Raw genomic sequence first — 16,695 nt, 5'->3', positions numbered from 1 at the left:
CGCAACCGAAAGGACCGATCATGATCGCTAACCGTCGACCCATCCGCCTGTCCTTCACCGCCGCGCGGCACCAGTCGGGCATGAGCCTGCTGGAGATCATCATCGTCATCGTGTTGATCGGCGCGGTGCTGACCCTGGTGGCCAGCCGCGTGCTGGGCGGTGCCGACCGGGGCAAGGCCAACATCGCCAAGGCGCAGGTGCAGACCGTGGCATCCAAGATCGACAACTACCAGATCGATACCGGCAAGCTGCCGGGCGCGCTCACCGATCTGGTGACCGCACCGGCCGGCGTTGGCGGTTGGCTCGGCCCGTACGCCAAGCCGGCCGACCTCAACGATCCGTGGGGGCACGCGCTGGAGTACCGCGCACCCGGCGAAGGCCAGCCGTACGAGCTGATCAGCCTGGGCAAGGACGGCAAGGCCGGTGGCAGCAGCGTCGATGCCGACATCCGCTACCAGCCGTAATCCCGCATGACGTATTTCCTGCCGCGCCGGTTGCCCCGACCGCGCCTGCACGGCAGGCGCCCGGCGGGGCTGTCGCTGCTGGAGATGCTGCTGGTGATCGCGCTGATCGCGGCCATCGGCCTGATCACCGCGGCGGGACTGTCGCGTGGCTTCGCCGGCATGCAGCTGCGCAGCGCCGGCAAGGACATCGCCAACCAGCTGCGCATGGTGCGTGCACAGGCGATCGCGCGCGGCGAACCGCAGCGGTTCGTGATCGAGCCGGCACGGCATCGCTGGCAGGGGGCGAACCAGCGCCAGGGTGAAGTGCCGGCACAGCTGACGGTGCGTTTCGAAGGTGCGGCGCAGCTGGCCACTGCACCGGGGCAGGGCGTGATCGAGTTCCATCCCGATGGCGGTTCCAGTGGCGGCCGCATCCGCCTGCAGCGTGATGCCGCCGAATGGCGCATCGATGTCGGCTGGTTGACCGGTGAAGTCCGCTCCGGCCCATGGCAGGCGCAGTGATGCGGCGGGCGCGCGGTTTCACGCTGCTGGAGGTGATCGTGGCCTTCGCTCTGCTCGGGCTGGCGCTGACCCTGCTGTTGGGCAGCCTGTCCGGCGGTGCCAGGCAGGTACGCGAGGCCGAACTGCGCACCCGCGCTGTCCTGCATGCGCAATCGCTGTTGGCTGCGGCGGGCGTGGATGCGCCGCTGCAGGTGGGGCAGCAGCAGGGCGACTGGGAAAACGGGCGCTATCGCTGGGAGCTGCAGGTGCAGCCCTGGACCGAGCCACGCGCCGGCAACGCCGCGGCCACGCAGTCGCCGGGTGCACCGTGGCTGGCCGAACTGCAGTTGCAGGTGCGGTGGGGCGATGGCGAACGCGAACAGCTGCGCTGGCGCAGCCTGCGCCTGCTGCCACCAGACCTGGAGCGTGCGCGATGAAGCGGGGCGCTGCGGGATTCACCTTGGTTGAAGTGATGCTGGCGACCGTGCTGCTTGCCGGTGGCCTGGCGCTGGCGTTCGCCAGCGTGCGCTCGGCGATGGCGGTCAGCCAGCGGGGTGAACAGATCGCCGCCGAAAGCGAGCGGATGCGCGCGGTGCAGGCCCTGCTGCGGCGACAGCTGGCCGGGGCGATGCGCAGCCCGCTGGAAGTGCCAGACCCGACCCGCGAGCCGGTGTTCTTCCTGGGCGAAGAGCAACGGATGCTGTTCGTCGCCGATCTGCCAGGCTACCTCGGACGCGGCGGGCCCTATCTGCATGCGCTGCAGGTGGACGGCAAGGCCGGGCAGCAGCGTCTGCTGCTGGACTTGGTCCTGCTGCAGGAGGGCGAGCGCATCGCCGAAACGCCACCACGCCCGCCCGAGGTGCTGGTGGATGGCCTGCAAGCGGTGGAGATGCGCTATCGCGGCATCGATGCCGGCAGCGGGCAGATGACCGAGTGGCTGCCGCGCTGGGAAGACACCCGTCGCCTGCCTCTGCTGGTGGAACTGCGGATCGTGCCGGTCCGCGGTGCCGCATGGCCGCCCCTGGTGGTGGCCCCCCGCCTGGGCGGCGGTGGAGGGGGGCGTTGATGCGGTCGCGCGGGGCCGCACTGGTGCTGGTGCTGTGGTTGATCGCGCTGATGACCGCACTGGTCGGCGCGTTCGCGCTCAGCGCCCGCGTCGAGCATCTGCAGGAGCGCGTGCTCGACGACGATGCACGTGGCCAGGAGCGTGCCCGTGCGGGACTTGAGTACGCACTGATGCGGCTGTCACCGGATCCGCTGCGCGCGCCGTGGCAGGCCGATGGTCGCACCTATCGCTGGCAGTTCGACGGTGCCCGCATCGAGATCCAGGTGCTGGACGAGAACGGCAAGATCAACCTGAACCTGGCCGACGTGGCGCTGCTGACCGCATTTCTGCAGGCACTTGGCGAACCGGTGGACAACGCGCGTCAGCTGGCCGGCGCGATCGTCGACTGGCGTGACGAGGACAGCCTGCTGCAGCCCGGCGGCGGTGCCGAGGCACAGGATTACGCTGCGGCCGGGCTGCCGTATGGGCCACGCAACAAGCGCTTCGAGACGCTGGGCGAACTGCAGCGGGTGCTGGGCATGAACGGGCCGCTGTACCGGAAGATGCTGCCGCACCTGACCCTCTACAGCCGCCAGGCGCGACCGGATCCGCGATTCGCCAGCGCTCCCGTGCTGACCGCGCTGGGCCTGGATGCCGACCTCGTGCTGGCGCAGCGGAACCAGCCGGAGCGTGACGGCGATCCGGCGGATGGATCTTCAGCGCTTGCCAGCAGCAGCGGCACCTATAGTATCGAGTCCCGTGTCATCGACAGCAGTGGACGCAGGTCGGTGTTGCAGGCAGTGGTTCGCAATGGCTCCGGGGGGATTCCCGGGCGGTCCTACACAGTGCTTCGCTGGGAGCAGGGAATGACGGCAAGATGACGGCTTGGCAGGACAGTCTGCGGCAGGTGCAGGGCCAGATCGGTCCTGGCGCCGGCCGTTTCCTGCGCTGGTGGCGGCACTCGTTGCTGGCGTGGGTGCCGGCGCGTTGGCAATGGGCGCTGGGCTGGGCCCAGGCACGGTTGCTGGTGCAGCGCGAGGGTGACCAGCTGCAGGTCTGGCGCGAAGCGGGCGAGCGCCGCGAGGCGGTGGTCACCCTGCCATGGCCTTCGTCTCCGGCTGCACTGGATCGCGTGCTGGAGCCGCGCCTGCGCAGCCTGCCGCGATTCTGGCTGCTGCCGGTGGAACGGGTCCTGCGGCGCACCCTGCGGCTGCCGGCGGCGGCCGGCGACCGGCTGCACGCGGTGGTCGGTTATGAGATCGACCGGCAGACCCCGTTCGAGGCCAGCCAGGTCAGCTATGACGTGCGTGAACTGGGCGCGGCAGGGGAAGGCCAGCTGCAGGTCGAACTGGTGGCCTGGCCGCTGCGCCAGATGGAGGCCTGGCGTGCCAGCGTGGGCGAGTGGGGCGATGCCCTGGCCGGCGTCGACGCGATCGATGCACAGGCTGGCACGCTGCAGGTCAACCTGTTGCCGAGCGCCCAGCGCCAGTCGCGGCCCGATCCGATGCGGCGCTGGAACCTGCTGCTGGCCCTGGCCGCGCTGGTGATGCTGGTACTGGCTGGACTGCAGTTGCTGGACAACCGCCGCGCCGCCGCCGACGCACTGCGTGCGGACGTCGAACGCAGCGCGCGCAGTGCCCGGGGTGTCGCCAGTGAACGCGCCCAGCTGCAGGCACTGATCGACGGCGCGGCCTTCCTGGAGTCGCAGCGCCGCCAGCATGCCGGCACGGTGGAAATCTGGAACGAGCTGACCCGCCGTCTGCCCGAAGGCACCTATCTGGAGAAGCTGGCCATCGAGAACAACGGCCTGCAGCTGATCGGGCTCAGCCGCGAAGCCTCGCAGCTGGTGCAGCTGCTGCAGGATGCTCCGCAATGGCGCAAGGTCAACCTGACCGGTGTGCTGCAGGCGGACGGCGCCGGCAGCGGCCGGGACCGCTTCACCATGACTGCCGAACTTCAGCCGTTGCCCGCGGCGGCACCGGCAACGCCGACAGCAGCGACTCCGGAGGCGGCCGATGCCAAGCGCACGCCGTGACCGCTGGCTGGCGCTGGCGCTGCTGCTGGCGGTGCTGGGCCTGGCTTACCTGTTGCTGGTGCACCCTTGGTTCACCCAGCCGCTGCGCGAGATCGATGCCGATGTCGCGGCCCTGCGCGAGCGCCAGCAGCGCGTGCAGGCGCAGCTGCAGCAGCAGCCCCAGATCGAACAGCGGCTGCGCGCCACCCGTGAAGCCTTGCAACGGCAACCCGGCTTCCTGCAGGAGGCCACTGCCGAAGCCGCCGCCGCCGCGCTCGGCGCGCGCCTGCAGGATGCGGTGGCCACTGCAAGCCCCGGCAACCGCAGCTGCACCATCAGCAATCGCACGCCGCTGACCGACAATCGCCGTGATGCCGAGTTCGTCCGCGTCGCCATGCAGGTACGCCTGCGCTGCGGCGTGGCGGAACTGGCGACCGTGCTGCACAGCCTGGAAACCGGCAGCCCGCGGTTGTTCGTGGACAACCTCAATCTCATCGCGCAGCGCTTCCAGCAGTCGCCGAACGAATCCGGGCTGGGCCTGGACGTCTCCTTCGAACTGGCCGGCTACCTGTTGCCCGGTGCCGCCAGTGGCGCTGCGGCAGTACCTCCCGCAGCGGAGCCCGCCGAGGCCGCCCCGGCCCCGGTCGAGCCGCCGCCACCGGCGGCCGCCGAGGGAGAGGAGGTCGCCGATGAAACGTGAGCCCATCAGCCTGCGCACCGCTTTCCTGCTGGCCCTGGCCGGCTGGTCCGCCGCGATATGGCTGGCCACCGGTTTCGGACTGGGCAGTCGCCTGCCGGCCGGCGGGGCCGACGCCGACCCCGCGGCAGCACTGCCGGTGCTGCCGGCGTTCGCTCCGGAACGGATGGCCAGTGCGGACAGCTACAGCGCCATCGCCGCGCGTCCGCTGTTCGCCGAAGACCGCAGGCCGCGCCCTTACCTGCTGGGCGGCAGTGAACCCAGCGCCAGTGCCGCATTGCGCCTGACCGGTGTGCTGCTCACGGACGACTTCGGCCTGGCCACGTTCAGTACGGAGCAGAACCGCTCGCTGCGCCTGCGCCTCAACGGTGACGCGGTCGACGGTTGGCAGCTGGTCGCGCTGCAACCCCGCCAGGCGACGGTGATCGGCCCGGGCGGCAGCCAGGTGCTGGAACTTGCCGTATTCAACGGGCAGGGCGGGGAGCCACCGACGGTTCTGCGCGGCAGTACCGGTGCACCCGCACCGGGAGTGCCGGTGCCACCGCCGGTAGTGCCGCTGCCGGCGCAGGCCGCGCCGGCACAGGCGGCGACCGCACCGCAGCGTGCAGCGGACGCCACACCCGCGCCGGCGTCTGCTGCCGCCCCCCCGCCGCCGGCCAACAGCAACGGGCCCAGCGAAGCGCAGATGCAGGCCATCCGCGAGCGCATCCAGGCCCGCCGCCGCCAGCTGCAACAACAACAGCAACAACAGTCGCCGCCGCCTTCGGGCAATGGCGCCAACCGGTAGAGTGAGAGCATGAGCCTGCGTTTTCTTCCTTGGTCCTTCGTGCTCGCGCTGCTGGTGGGCTGCAGTACCGTCTCCAGCCCCCATGTGCAGCGCAAGGGCGCCCTGCAGCCTGCGGCCAGCGCCGGCCAGGCCGCAGCGGACGTCCAGGCCGATGCGGCGGCCGACAGCCAGGGGGCACCGCAGGCGGTCATCCGCCGTGGCACCGGCACGATGATCAACCGCGAGGCCGCGCGCGCGCCGTCGCCGGCATTGCATGCGGCCGGCACCGGCAGCGCCACGTTCAACTTCGAGGGCGAATCGCTGCATGCCGTGGTCAAGGCGATCCTCGGTGACATGCTGGGCCAGAACTATGTGATCGCGCCGGGGGTGCAGGGCACGGTCACGTTGGCCACGCCCAAGCCGGTCTCGCCGGCACAGGCGCTGAACCTGCTGGAGATGGTGCTGGGCTGGAACAACGCGCGCATGGTGTACAGCGGCGGGCGCTACAACATCGTTGCCGCCGACCAGGCGCTGGCCGGCACTGTCGCGCCGAGCACCGCACCAGCCTCCAGCGCGCGCGGTTTCGAGGTCCGGGTGGTGCCGCTGCAGTTCATCTCCGCCACCGAGATGAAGAAGGTGCTGGAGCCGTACGCGCGGCCCAACGCCATCGTCAACGTCGACAGCGGCCGCAACGTGATCACCCTCGGCGGCACCCGTGCCGAGCTGGAGAACTACCTGCGCACGGTCGAGATCTTCGATGTGGACTGGCTGTCGGGCATGTCGGTGGGCGTGTTCCCGATCACGTCCGGCAAGGCCGAGCAGGTTGCCAGCGACCTGGAGAAGGTGTTCGGCGAGGAAAGCAAGACGCCCAGCGCCGGCATGTTCCGCTTCCTGCCGCTGGAAAACGCCAACGCGGTCCTGGTGATCACCCCGCAGGTGCGCTACCTGGACCAGATCCAGCAATGGCTGGACCGCATCGATACCGCGGGTGGCAGTGCCCGCCTGTTCTCCCATGAGCTGCGCTACATCAAGGCGCGCGATCTTGCCGAGCGGCTCAGCGAGGCGTTCGCCAGCAGCGGCAAGCGGGGCGGCTCAAGCCCTGCATCGCTGGCCCCGGGTGCCATTCCGTCGCAGCTGGACAGCGACAGCGACCGTGGCATGGACAACAACAACAACAGCAGCAGCTTCGGCTCGACCCTGGGCAGCAGTTCCAGTGGCGGCAATGGCAGCTTGAACCTGCCGCAGCGCCAGTCCGGCAACGTCAGCGTCAGCCTGGAAGTGGAAGGCGACCGGGTCGGCGTGTCGGCAGTGGAGGAAACCAATACGCTGCTGGTGCGCGCGACGCCGCAGGCCTGGCGCTCGATCCGCGAAGTGATCGAGAAGCTGGACGTGATGCCACTGCAGGTACACATCGAAGCCCAGGTGGCCGAGGTCGCTCTGGATGGTGACCTGAAGTACGGCGTGAACTGGTTCTTCGACAACGCCGTGGCCGGGCGTGCACTGACGGGAGCCTTGAGCGGTGTGACCCTGCCTGCCGCGGCGGGTGGCTCCTGGAGCAGCTTCGCCGGTGCCGCGACCGGCGGCGAAGGCCTGGGCTGGGCGTTCACCGGCCACAATGGTGCAGCGGTGGTGAGCGCGCTGGACAAGGTCACCGATGTGCGACTGCTGCAGACCCCGTCGGTGTTCGTGCGCAACAACGCCGAGGCCACGCTCAACGTGGGTGACAAGGTGCCGATCAGCACCACCACGGTGAACACCGGCGTCGGCACCAGCAGCTACAGCTCGGTGCAGTACATCGATACCGGCGTGATCCTGAAGGTGCGCCCGCGCGTGACCCGAGACGGCACGGTGTTCCTGGACATCGTGCAGGAAGTCAGCAGCGCGTCGGACGTGCCGGAGAACTGCAATCCGCAGGAGCGCAACTGCAACCCGCGCATTTCCACCAAGAAGCTGGCTACCGAGGCCGCCGTGCAGAGCGGCGACACCATCATGCTGGCCGGCCTCATCACCGACTCGGCCACCGATGGCAGCAGCGGCATTCCCGGCCTGAGCCGCATTCCGGTGATCGGCGCGCTGTTCGGGCAGAAGAGCCGCACCAGCCGTCGCTCGGAGGTGATCGTGCTGCTGACGCCCAGCATCGTTCGCAATGGGCAGGAAGCGCGCACGCTGACCGACGAGTACAGCCAGCGTTTCCGGGCGATGGAGCCGCTGAACCAGCCGCGCGCAAAGAAGTAGGGGGTTACGGCGGGGCGACCCCCGCCGTTCCCATGAACCCCGCTTCGGCTCCGGCCTCTGCACGTGCCGGGTGCAACCCGGCCGACACCCTCCCGGTGCTACGCTGTGGCCACCGACAACCACGGAGGCGGGATGGGGGCGATCGTGTTGTTGCCGCTGTGCGTGGACGATGCGGCGCTGGACCGGTGTCTGGCTGCGCTTGATGCCGGTACGGCACCGGGTACCGCGGTCTGGTTGGCCGATGATGCCCAGACCGGACCACGCGCTCAGGCGGTCGTCGAGCACTGGCTGGCGAACACGCCACTGCAGGCCGAGTACACCCGCCGCGCCCGGCCGCTGGGCGAGGTGGCTCATCTGGATGAAATGTTGCGTGCCTGCGAGGGGCTCGATGTGGCCGTGCTGGCACCGGACAGCGTACCGGCGCCGGGATGGCTGCAGCAGCTGCAGGACGCCTTCGCCCGCGATGCGGCCATTGCCACCGCCACGCCCTGGTGCAATGCAGGCGAGACCGCGGCCTGGCCCCGGCTGGGCGAGATCAATGCCGAGCCCACCGATACTGCGCTGCTGGCGCAGACCTGCGCCGCACTGCCGACCCTGCACCCGGAGCTGCCATCGGCGGTCACGCATGCGGTACTGGTGCGCGGCAATGCACGTCGCCGTGCCGGCGGACTGGACGTGGAAAGCTACGCCGGCTGGAACGCTGCGCTGGTCGATCTGAGCCTGCGCATGGCGGGCCTGGGCTGGCGCAACGTGCTGTGCGAGAACGCGTTCGTCAGCCGCGCCGGCGAAGCGGTCAGCCGCGATGGCGATCTGGAGGCGTTGGCCGCGCGGTGGCCTGGCTGGGTGCCACGCCTGGCCGACTTCCTGATGCACGATCCGCTGCACGAACTGCGCGCGGACCTGCAGCAGCGGATGCAGCAGGCGATAATGCCGCGCGAACAGGGCGATCTGTTCGTCCCGTCCGCGTCGGAGCCAACCGCTTGAATGCCGCCATTGCCGCCATCGTCGTTACCTACCAGAGCGGCAGCACCATCGATGCCTGCCTGTCGCGGCTGCGCCAGTCGCAGGATGTGGCGGAAATCCGGGTGATCGACAACGGTTCGGTGGATGGCACGCTGGACATCGTGCAGCGGCACGCCAGCCACGACCCGCGCGTGCGCTTCATCGGCAACCCGGACAATCCGGGCTTCGCCGCCGCCAACAACCAGGGCGCGGCCGATTCGCACAGCCCATGGCTGGCGTTCATCAACCCGGACCTGATGGTCGAGCCGGAAACCCTGGCCAGGCTGCGCGACCGCGCGCACGTGCTCGGTGACTGCCTGCTCGGGGTCGAGCAGGTGGATGAGCACGGCCATGCCGATGAGGCGGTGCGCCGCCGTGATCCGGATTTCCTGGCCATGCTGCGCTCGCCGGGCAGCGGCTCGAAACTGGCTATTCCGCGCGATCCGGCAAAGACGCTGCAGCCGGTGCCGGCGCTGTCCGGCGCGCTGCTGCTGATGCCGCGGACGCTGTTTGATCGTCTCGGTGGCTGGGACGCCGGTTACCGGTTGCACGCCGAGGACCTGGACCTGTGCCGGCGCGCGCGCGAGGCGGGCGCGGTGGTGGCGATCGCCAACGACCTGCAGGTCACCCATGTGCGCGGCGTGTCCAGCCGTTCGCGGCCCTTCTTCGTCGAGTGGCACAAGCACCGCGGATTGTGGCGTTACTTCCGCAGGTTCGAGGCGCCACAGCGCTCGTTGCTGGTGCAGGTGGCGGTCTGGGGGGCGATCTGGGCGCACGCGCTGCTGCTGGTGCCGAGACTGCTGCGCAGATCCCTGTAGTGTCGAGCGTGTCCGGCGGCGGCGCGCATGGGCGGGCCCCCCGGTTCACCCCGCCGGGCGCATAATCCGCCTCATGCCTATCATCCAGTCCCTGCTCGACACCGATCTGTACAAGTTCACCATGATGCAGGCGGTGCTGCACCAGCACCCCGGCGCCCAGGTGCAGTACCGGTTCAAATGCCGCACGCCCGGCATCGACCTGGCCCGCTTCATCGACCAGATCGATGAAGAGATCGACCACCTGTGCAGCCTGCGCTTCAGCGACGCCGAGCTGGATTACATGCGTGGCCTGCGCTTCGTGAAGCCCGATTTCGCCGATTTCCTCGGCCTGTTCCACCTGGACCGCAAGTACATCCAGCTGCGTGCCTCGACCCGGGTGCCCGGCGAGATCGAACTGGACATCACCGGGCCCTGGCTGCATACGATCCTGTTTGAAGTGCCGCTGCTGGCCATCATCAACGAAGTCTGGTTCCGCAACACCACCACGCCCGACTTCGCCGAGGGCGAGCGCCGCCTGCAGGCCAAGGCCGCGCTGCTGCGCGACACCCCCGGCTTCGAGCAATGCCGCATCGCCGACTATGGCAGCCGCCGTCGCTACTCGCGCGACTGGCATGCGCGCCTGCTGCCACTGCTGCGCGATGCGCTCGGCCCGCAGCTGGTCGGCACCAGCAACGTGCATTTCGCCCGGCTGTACGGCATGACCCCGCACGGCACGATGGCGCACGAGTACCTGCAGGCATTCCAGGCGCTGGGGCCACGGCTGCGCGATTCGCAGGTGGCGGCATTGGAGTCATGGGCACGCGAGTACCGCGGTGACCTGGGCATCGCGCTGTCCGACGTGGTCGGCCTGGACGCCTTCCTGCGCGACTTCGACATGTATTTCTGCAAGCTGTTCGACGGCGTGCGCCATGACTCGGGCGATCCGTTCGACTGGGGTGACCGCATGCTGGCGCATTTCCAGCAGCGCCGGGTCGATCCGCGCAGCAAGGTGCTGGTGTTCAGCGATGGGCTCGACATCGCCAAGGTGATGCGCCTGTACGACTATTTCCGCGGTCGCTGCCAGGTGGCCTTCGGCGTCGGCACCCACCTGACCAACGATCTGGGCCCGACGCCATTGAACATCGTCATCAAGATGGTCCGCTGCAACGGCCAGCCGGTGGCCAAGCTCAGCGATTCGCCGGGCAAGAGCATGTGCGACGACCCCGGCTACCTGGCCTACCTGCGTCAGGTCTTTGAACTGCCGGACCCGGCTTAAAGGTAGTCGACCACCACCAGGTAGGCGCCCCGCAGCGGTTGCTGCTGCGGCGCTTCCACGCGGTAGCGCTCGGAGAAGGCGATGTCGCCGACGCGCATGGCGCTGGCCGACACGGCCAGCTGCTGGCCATGGCGCTTGCCATCGCGCAGCGTCGCGGCCTGGCTGTCGCCCACCGCGGTCACCGCCACCGTCGAGCCCTTGGCCGACGGCGGGCAGGCCGCCAGGCTCAGCTCGCCCTGGGACAGGGCCGTCGTGCAACCCGGCTCGGCGATGCGGCCGCTGAACCGGATGCTGCCACTGCTGGCCTGGGCCAGCGCACTGACGGACATCAGGGCCACGCACAGCAGAAGGGAAGTCCTCATGACACGTTCTCTGGTTCGGTGTGTCCTAGTTAGCGACAGCTCCGGACGGCCTTTAATAGGCAAAATCCGAATCTGCTAGGGCCATCACCAACAAAGAGTGATGCGCATCAAATAAGGCGCTGGCCGCCTGAAAACAGCCTCTTTCAGGCGCGCCCGCCACCGGGGTCGAAGACGTCATCTGCTGTCGTTCCCCCACCTTTGTCGGCCCGCGCCAACTCCCCATCGGCCGCCAAGCCAAAAGTGCATATCACGTCACATTTGGGGCGTCAATAAACCATCGTTCAGAAAAATAATGGGACTTTCATCACAGTTCTGCATATACTTGCGTCACGGATTCAGGGGTAGGTATGTCCGAATCCGGCCACAGGTGAGACGCAAGGATGGGTCTTGAAGCCCGGCAGTGCTCCTTGCTTCCTCCTCTACTTCCATCTCTTCAGTAGGGTTAGGTAAAAGCAATGCACAAGATCAACATCATCGCGGCTCTCATGCTGGCCGCTGCTCCGCTGGCCGCCAACGCTGCCGACGGCACCATCACCTTCAATGGCAAGGTGACCGACAAGACCTGCACCATCTCGACCCCGGGCGGCAAGGACTTCGCCGTTACCCTGCCGACCGTGTCCAAGAACACCCTGGCCACCGCCGGTGCCGTCGCGGGCCGCACCCCGTTCGCCATCAACCTGACCAAGTGCAGCGCCGGCAACGTCGCCACCTACTTCGAGCCGGGTTCGACCGTTGACTTCAACAGCGGCCGCCTGATCAACCAGGCTTCGGCCAACGCTGCCGGCAACGTGCAGCTGCAGCTGCTGGGCTCGAACAACCAGTTCCTGCCGGTGAAGGCCGCAGGCACCGGTCTGGCCCAGGACAACTCGCAGTGGGTGACCGTTGCCACCGACGGCACCGCCAACCTGAACTACTACGCCGAGTACTACGCCACTGCCGCCGCCACCCCGGGCGACGTCACCAGCAGCGTCAAGTACACGATCATCTACAACTGATCATCGCCGTACCCGCACTGGCCGGCGTACGCGCCGGCCAGCGCTCCGCGGCCCCTGGCCACACACCTCGAGCGTAGTACTTCCGATGAAAGCTCTCTTTCCCCGGGCGCTGCTGCTGGCAGCGTCGACGCTGCTCTTCTGCCAGGAAGCCATGGCAGGCGTGGTGGTCAATGGCACGCGTGTGATCTATCCGGCGCAGTCGCGCGAAGTCACCGTGCAGGTCGACAACGTGGGCGACTCGCCCGCGCTGGTGCAGGCCTGGATCGACAGTGGCGACGCCAACCAGACGGCCGACACCAGTGATGCCCCGTTCGTGCTGACGCCGCCGATCAGCCGCGTCGAGCCGGGCCGCAGCCAGGCGCTGCGCCTGATCTTCTCCGGCGCGCAGCTGCCGACCGATCGCGAGTCGGTGTTCTGGCTGAACGTGCTGGACGTGCCGCCGTCTCCGGACAACGCCGAGAACGGTGAGCAGAACTACCTGCAGGTCGCGTTCCGTTCGCGCCTGAAGCTTTTCTATCGGCCGCAGGGCCTGAAGGGCGTCGCCAACGACGCACCGGCAGCCCTGCGCTGGACCCGCAGCGGTGACCGCCTGCGGGTGGAGAACCCGAGCCCCTTCCACGTGACCCTGGCCGAAGTGCATGCCGTGACCGGCAGCAGCGAAAAGGCGGTCGAGGACAAGGGAACGATGGTCGCACCGAAGCAGAACCTGGAGTTCGCCGCACCGGCGGGCACCACCGAGGTGCGCTTCATCACCATCAACGATTACGGCGGTCGGGTGGAGCACAAGGTCCGCCTCGACAGCACCGGGGGCTGAACGCGCCGCGCTGGCCAGGGCCTGCGCATCCCGCCACCGCCGCCGTGCGGCGAATTGAAGGAATGTCAGTGTGATCGGAAACAGATTGACATTGTCGATCCATCAGGCGCTTTGCCTGTTGGCTGCCGGCGTGGCCTGCCCAGGATGGGCGCTGGCTGCCCCGGCCAATCTCGGCGAACAGGCGCTGATGGCGCAGACTGGGGCGGCGACCGCGCGTGCGCCGGAGTCGGCGCAGTTCAACTCCAGCTTCCTCTCCGGCCAGGCCAAGCAGGTCGATCTGGCGGCCTTCAGCAACGGCAATCCGATGGTCGCCGGCACCTATCGCGTGGACGTCTACGTCAATGGCGCCTGGCAGGGCCGCCGCGACGTGCAGTTCAAGGCGGATGCACAGGGGCGCGTCGATGCCTGCCTGGCGCTGCCGATGCTCGAGGAAATGGGCGTGGACAGCGAGGCGGTGCTGCTGCAGCAGGATCCGTCGGTGCCGACCGATACCTCCACGTGCGTGCCGGTGCAGCAGCGCATGGCCAATGCCTATGGCGTCTATGACAGCGGCAACCTGCGTTACGACCTGAGCATCCCGCAGGTGTTCCTGCGCCGCGAAGCGCGTGGCTACGTCAACCCCGCGCTGTGGGACCGTGGCATCAACGCCGGCTTCGTCGGCTACAGCTTCAATGCCATCGACAGCGACAGCCGCGTCGAAGGCGGACAGCGCAACCGCAGCGCCTATCTGGGCCTGAATGCCGGCCTGAACCTGGGTGGCTGGCAGTTCCGCCACGATTCCAACCTGACCTGGACCGAGGGCGACGGCCGCCACTGGCAGAGCATCGCCACCTACGCCCAGCGCGGCATCCCGAAGATCCGCGGCATGCTCACTGTGGGCGAGGCCTACACCACCGGCGAACTGTTCGAGTCGATCGGATACCGGGGTGCCAGCCTGGCCAGTGACGACCGCATGCTGCCCGATTCGCTGCGCGGCTACGCGCCGGTGGTGCGCGGCATCGCCGAGACCAATGCGCGGGTGGAAGTCCGGCAGAACCAGCAGCTGATCTATTCCTCCACCGTATCGCCGGGCAGCTTCGTCATCGACGATCTGTACCCGACCGGTTACGGCGGTGACCTGGAAGTGAGCGTGATCGAGGCCGATGGCCGCCGCCGCGAGTTCAAGGTGCCGTTCGGTTCGGTGCCGCAGATGCTGCGCGAAGGCGTCTCCCGCTACTCGGTGACCGCCGGCCAGGTCCGCAACGAGCTGCTGCGCGATGAACCCTGGCTGGCGCAGGGTACCTACCAGCGCGGCATCGGCAACCAGCTGACCCTGTACGGCGGCAGCGCGCTGAGCGAAGGCTACGTTTCACTGCTGTACGGCATTGGCCTGTCCACCCGGATCGGTGCGTTCGCGGCCGATGTCACCCATGCCCGTACGTCGTTCAACCACTACGGCGACCACACCGGCGCCAGCGTGCGCCTGAGCTACAGCAACATGATCGGCGAAACCGGGACCAACCTGACCCTGGCCGCCTATCGTTATTCGACCGAAGGCTACTACAGCCTGCAGGACGCCCTGTACGGACGCGACGCGGATGATCGCGGCATCGACCCGACCACCCGTGGCCGCCAGCGCAGCCAGTTCCAGCTGACCCTGAACCAGCCGCTGGGCCGCCGTGCCGGTGCGCTGTACGTCACCGGTTCGGTGCGTGACTTCTACGACCGTTCCGGCACCTCCAAGCAGTACCAGGTGGGCTACAACAACGCCTGGCGCTCGGTGAACTACGGTTTCTCGGCACTGCGCACCGAAGAAGGCATCCTCGGCCGGGCCGACACCCAGTACCTGTTCTCGATGAGCGTTCCGCTGGGCCGCGGGACCCATCCGGTGTCGTTCAGCGCCGACCTGGGCGCGCGTGACCGTGGTGGCTACGACAACAGCCGCGTGGGCATCACCGGTTCGGCCGGCGTCGACAACAACTTCAGCTACGGCGTGGCCCTGTCCGATTCCCGCGAGGGCAACACCACCGCGGTCGGCAACGCCGAGTACCGCAGCCGCTACACCGCGTTGAACGCGACCTACAGCCATTCCAGCGATTTCCGCCAGGCATCGGTGGGCGCCAACGGCAGCGTGGTCATGCATCCGGGCGGCGTCACCTTCACTCCGCAGCGTGGCGATACCATGGTGCTGGTCGAGGCGCCGGGCGCGCGCGACGCGCAGGTGACCAACGCACCGGGCCTGCGCATCGATGGTCGCGGCTACGCCGTGGTGCCGTACGTATCGCCGTACCGCCTGAACACCGTGACCCTGGATCCGCAGGGCATGGCGCATGACGTCGAGCTGGAGAGCAGCAGCCAGTCGGTTGCACCGTTTGCCGGTGCCATCAGCTACCTGCGCTTCGATACCCGCAAGGGCAACGCGCTGCTGATCCAGGTGCGCAATCCCGATGGCCGCACACTGCCGTTTGGCGCACAGGTCAAGGACGAGCAGGGCCAGCCGGTGGGCATGGTCAGCCAGGGTGGCCGCCTGTATGTGCGCAGCGAGCAGGATCACGGCCGACTGCAGGTGGAGTGGGGCGCCGGCGCCGACCAGCGCTGCACCGTCGATTACCAGGTTCCGGCGGGCGCCGATGCGTCCAAGACCGGCTTCATCCCGCTGGAGGCAGCATGCCGATGATTCTTTCCCGTGGCCGCAAGGCGCTGGCCGCACTGGCCGTGCTGGGGGGCGTGCTGCTGGCCCAGCAGGCCAGCGCCGCATGCCGCATCCAGACCAGCGGGTTCACCGCGCAGGACGTGACCATGGACATGGGTCAGATCGTGATCCTGCCCAGCACCCCGGTTGGCGGCGTGATCAAGGAGATCAGCGTTGCGATCAACCAGCAGAACAGTGTCGCGCGCTGCGACTGGTCCGGCGGTCGCTCCATCGGCGATTACGTCAATGCCGCACAGAAGCGCCCGGTGGCCGGCTTTTCCAACGTCTATGAAACCGACGTGGCGGGCGTGGGCATCCGCCTGTTCCGCGACTCCGGCGCCATCCAGACCTACTATCCTCACTCGATCAACTTCAACGGCAACGCGACCATCTCGCTGATCGGTGGCCAGTTCCGCATCCAGCTGATCAAGACCGCGGCGCAGACAGGTTCGGGCATCATCGCGCCCAATGGCCGTTTCACCACCTATTACTTCGATGGCGATAGTGCCAGCCGGCCGGTGTTGACCTCCACCTTCAAGGGATCGGGCACGACCGTGGTCAGCCCGACCTGCGAGGTGGACGCCGGCAGCCGCAACATCGCGGTGGATTTCGGCAGTGTCCCCAACACCTCGTTCACCGGCGTCGGTTCGCGCGCGGTCAACCGTGACTTCGACATCCGCCTGAACTGCCAGGGCAGCAATGTTGCTGCCTACCAGAGCAAGATCGGCATCCGCCTGGATGCCGACCAGGACAGCTCCAACATGCCGGGCGTGCTGAAGCTCAGCGCGGCTGCCAACAGCGCGACCCGCATCGGCATCCAGATGGTCCAGCGCGATGGCACCACCGAGCGCGAAGTGCGCTTCGGTCAGGCGATCAATGTCGGCACCACCATACCGGGCACCAGCACCATGACCCTGCCGCTGCGCGCCCGCTATGTACAGACCCAGGCCGGTACCGTCGGTGCCGGTGTCGCGAACGGACAGGCGACTTTCACCATCCAGTACGAGTAGCGGCCAACGGCCGTTCCACCGCTGCGCTGCACCCCAACGTTGCCTGTTCCGCAGGCGACGTTGACTG

The 16,695-nt window shown here is 68.2% G+C and carries 17 protein-coding genes; 16 read left to right on the top strand and 1 reads right to left on the bottom strand.

Going from position 1 to position 16,695, the window contains the following annotated elements; all coding sequences use genetic code 11:
• The first annotated feature begins 20 nt into the window (after nucleotides 1–20).
• The 12 genes from gspG (at nucleotide 21) to pncB (ending at nucleotide 10,776) form a co-directional block, all read left to right on the top strand.
• On the top strand, nucleotides 21–464 hold the full coding sequence (gene gspG / locus ACX9OW_RS17910) for a type II secretion system major pseudopilin GspG (RefSeq protein WP_053520019.1): 444 nt from the start codon (nucleotides 21–23) through the stop codon (nucleotides 462–464).
• 6 nt (nucleotides 465–470) lie between these two features.
• On the top strand, nucleotides 471–965 hold the full coding sequence (gene xpsH, locus ACX9OW_RS17905; protein ID WP_053520018.1) for a type II secretion system protein XpsH: 495 nt from the start codon (nucleotides 471–473) through the stop codon (nucleotides 963–965).
• The gene (gene xpsI / locus ACX9OW_RS17900) at nucleotides 965–1,381 is read left to right on the top strand and encodes a type II secretion system protein XpsI (RefSeq protein WP_053520017.1); all 417 of its coding nucleotides are present in this window, start codon (nucleotides 965–967) and stop codon (nucleotides 1,379–1,381) included. The genes xpsH and xpsI overlap by 1 nt, the downstream gene beginning before the upstream one ends.
• Nucleotides 1,378–2,010 (top strand): type II secretion system protein J, encoded by a 633-nt coding sequence (locus tag ACX9OW_RS17895; RefSeq protein WP_074901857.1) that lies wholly within the window; start codon nucleotides 1,378–1,380, stop codon nucleotides 2,008–2,010. The genes xpsI and ACX9OW_RS17895 overlap by 4 nt, the downstream gene beginning before the upstream one ends.
• Nucleotides 2,007–2,870: a type II secretion system minor pseudopilin gene (locus ACX9OW_RS17890; protein WP_065182827.1), complete on the top strand. Its 864-nt coding sequence runs from the start codon at nucleotides 2,007–2,009 to the stop codon at nucleotides 2,868–2,870. The genes ACX9OW_RS17895 and ACX9OW_RS17890 overlap by 4 nt, the downstream gene beginning before the upstream one ends.
• Complete coding sequence (locus ACX9OW_RS17885; RefSeq protein ID WP_065182826.1) at nucleotides 2,867–4,024, top strand: PilN domain-containing protein; 1,158 nt, start codon at nucleotides 2,867–2,869, stop codon at nucleotides 4,022–4,024. The genes ACX9OW_RS17890 and ACX9OW_RS17885 overlap by 4 nt, the downstream gene beginning before the upstream one ends.
• Entirely contained in the window at nucleotides 4,005–4,703 is a 699-nt protein-coding gene (gene gspM, locus ACX9OW_RS17880) for a type II secretion system protein GspM (RefSeq protein ID WP_128989086.1), read from the top strand. The genes ACX9OW_RS17885 and gspM overlap by 20 nt, the downstream gene beginning before the upstream one ends.
• Nucleotides 4,693–5,487 carry a hypothetical protein gene (locus ACX9OW_RS17875; protein ID WP_459062639.1) on the top strand — a complete coding sequence of 265 codons (795 nt, stop codon included), beginning with the start codon at nucleotides 4,693–4,695 and terminating at the stop codon, nucleotides 5,485–5,487. Before gspM ends, ACX9OW_RS17875 begins: the two co-directional genes overlap by 11 nt.
• Before the next feature lie 9 nt (nucleotides 5,488–5,496).
• Nucleotides 5,497–7,701, top strand: coding sequence for a type II secretion system secretin GspD (gspD, locus tag ACX9OW_RS17870; protein WP_459062638.1), 2,205 nt, complete (start codon nucleotides 5,497–5,499; stop codon nucleotides 7,699–7,701).
• A 132-nt stretch (nucleotides 7,702–7,833) separates the two neighbouring features.
• On the top strand, nucleotides 7,834–8,685 hold the full coding sequence (locus ACX9OW_RS17865) for a glycosyltransferase family 2 protein (RefSeq protein WP_111186329.1): 852 nt from the start codon (nucleotides 7,834–7,836) through the stop codon (nucleotides 8,683–8,685).
• Nucleotides 8,682–9,521: a glycosyltransferase family 2 protein gene (locus ACX9OW_RS17860; RefSeq protein WP_065182821.1), complete on the top strand. Its 840-nt coding sequence runs from the start codon at nucleotides 8,682–8,684 to the stop codon at nucleotides 9,519–9,521. Before ACX9OW_RS17865 ends, ACX9OW_RS17860 begins: the two co-directional genes overlap by 4 nt.
• Before the next feature lie 73 nt (nucleotides 9,522–9,594).
• The gene (gene pncB / locus ACX9OW_RS17855) at nucleotides 9,595–10,776 is read left to right on the top strand and encodes a nicotinate phosphoribosyltransferase (protein WP_053518866.1); all 1,182 of its coding nucleotides are present in this window, start codon (nucleotides 9,595–9,597) and stop codon (nucleotides 10,774–10,776) included.
• On the opposite strand, the gene ACX9OW_RS17850 is transcribed toward pncB, so the two are convergent.
• On the bottom strand, nucleotides 10,773–11,138 hold the full coding sequence (locus ACX9OW_RS17850) for a hypothetical protein (RefSeq protein WP_053518868.1): 366 nt from the start codon (nucleotides 11,136–11,138) through the stop codon (nucleotides 10,773–10,775). The two genes, pncB and ACX9OW_RS17850, sit on opposite strands and share 4 nt — an antisense overlap.
• A 455-nt stretch (nucleotides 11,139–11,593) precedes the next feature.
• Between ACX9OW_RS17850 and ACX9OW_RS17845 the strand changes: the two genes are divergently transcribed.
• The 4 genes from ACX9OW_RS17845 to ACX9OW_RS17830 all read left to right on the top strand — a co-directional run bounded on the left by ACX9OW_RS17845 (nucleotide 11,594) and on the right by ACX9OW_RS17830 (nucleotide 16,628).
• On the top strand, nucleotides 11,594–12,133 hold the full coding sequence (locus ACX9OW_RS17845) for a fimbrial protein (RefSeq protein ID WP_053518870.1): 540 nt from the start codon (nucleotides 11,594–11,596) through the stop codon (nucleotides 12,131–12,133).
• An 85-nt stretch (nucleotides 12,134–12,218) separates the two neighbouring features.
• Entirely contained in the window at nucleotides 12,219–12,947 is a 729-nt protein-coding gene (locus ACX9OW_RS17840; protein ID WP_053518872.1) for a fimbrial biogenesis chaperone, read from the top strand.
• Nucleotides 12,948–13,038: 91 nt separating this feature from the next.
• On the top strand, nucleotides 13,039–15,603 hold the full coding sequence (locus tag ACX9OW_RS17835; RefSeq protein ID WP_065175834.1) for a fimbria/pilus outer membrane usher protein: 2,565 nt from the start codon (nucleotides 13,039–13,041) through the stop codon (nucleotides 15,601–15,603).
• Nucleotides 15,594–16,628, top strand: a complete 1,035-nt coding sequence (locus ACX9OW_RS17830) for a fimbrial protein (RefSeq protein WP_459062637.1) — start codon at nucleotides 15,594–15,596, stop codon at nucleotides 16,626–16,628. The genes ACX9OW_RS17835 and ACX9OW_RS17830 overlap by 10 nt, the downstream gene beginning before the upstream one ends.
• The last annotated feature ends 67 nt before the right edge of the window (nucleotides 16,629–16,695 follow it).

It is taken from the genome of Stenotrophomonas genospecies 5, assembly GCF_054473825.1.
The sequence above is the reverse complement of the archived record's forward strand: the minus strand, read 5'-3'. Positions and strand labels throughout refer to the sequence as shown.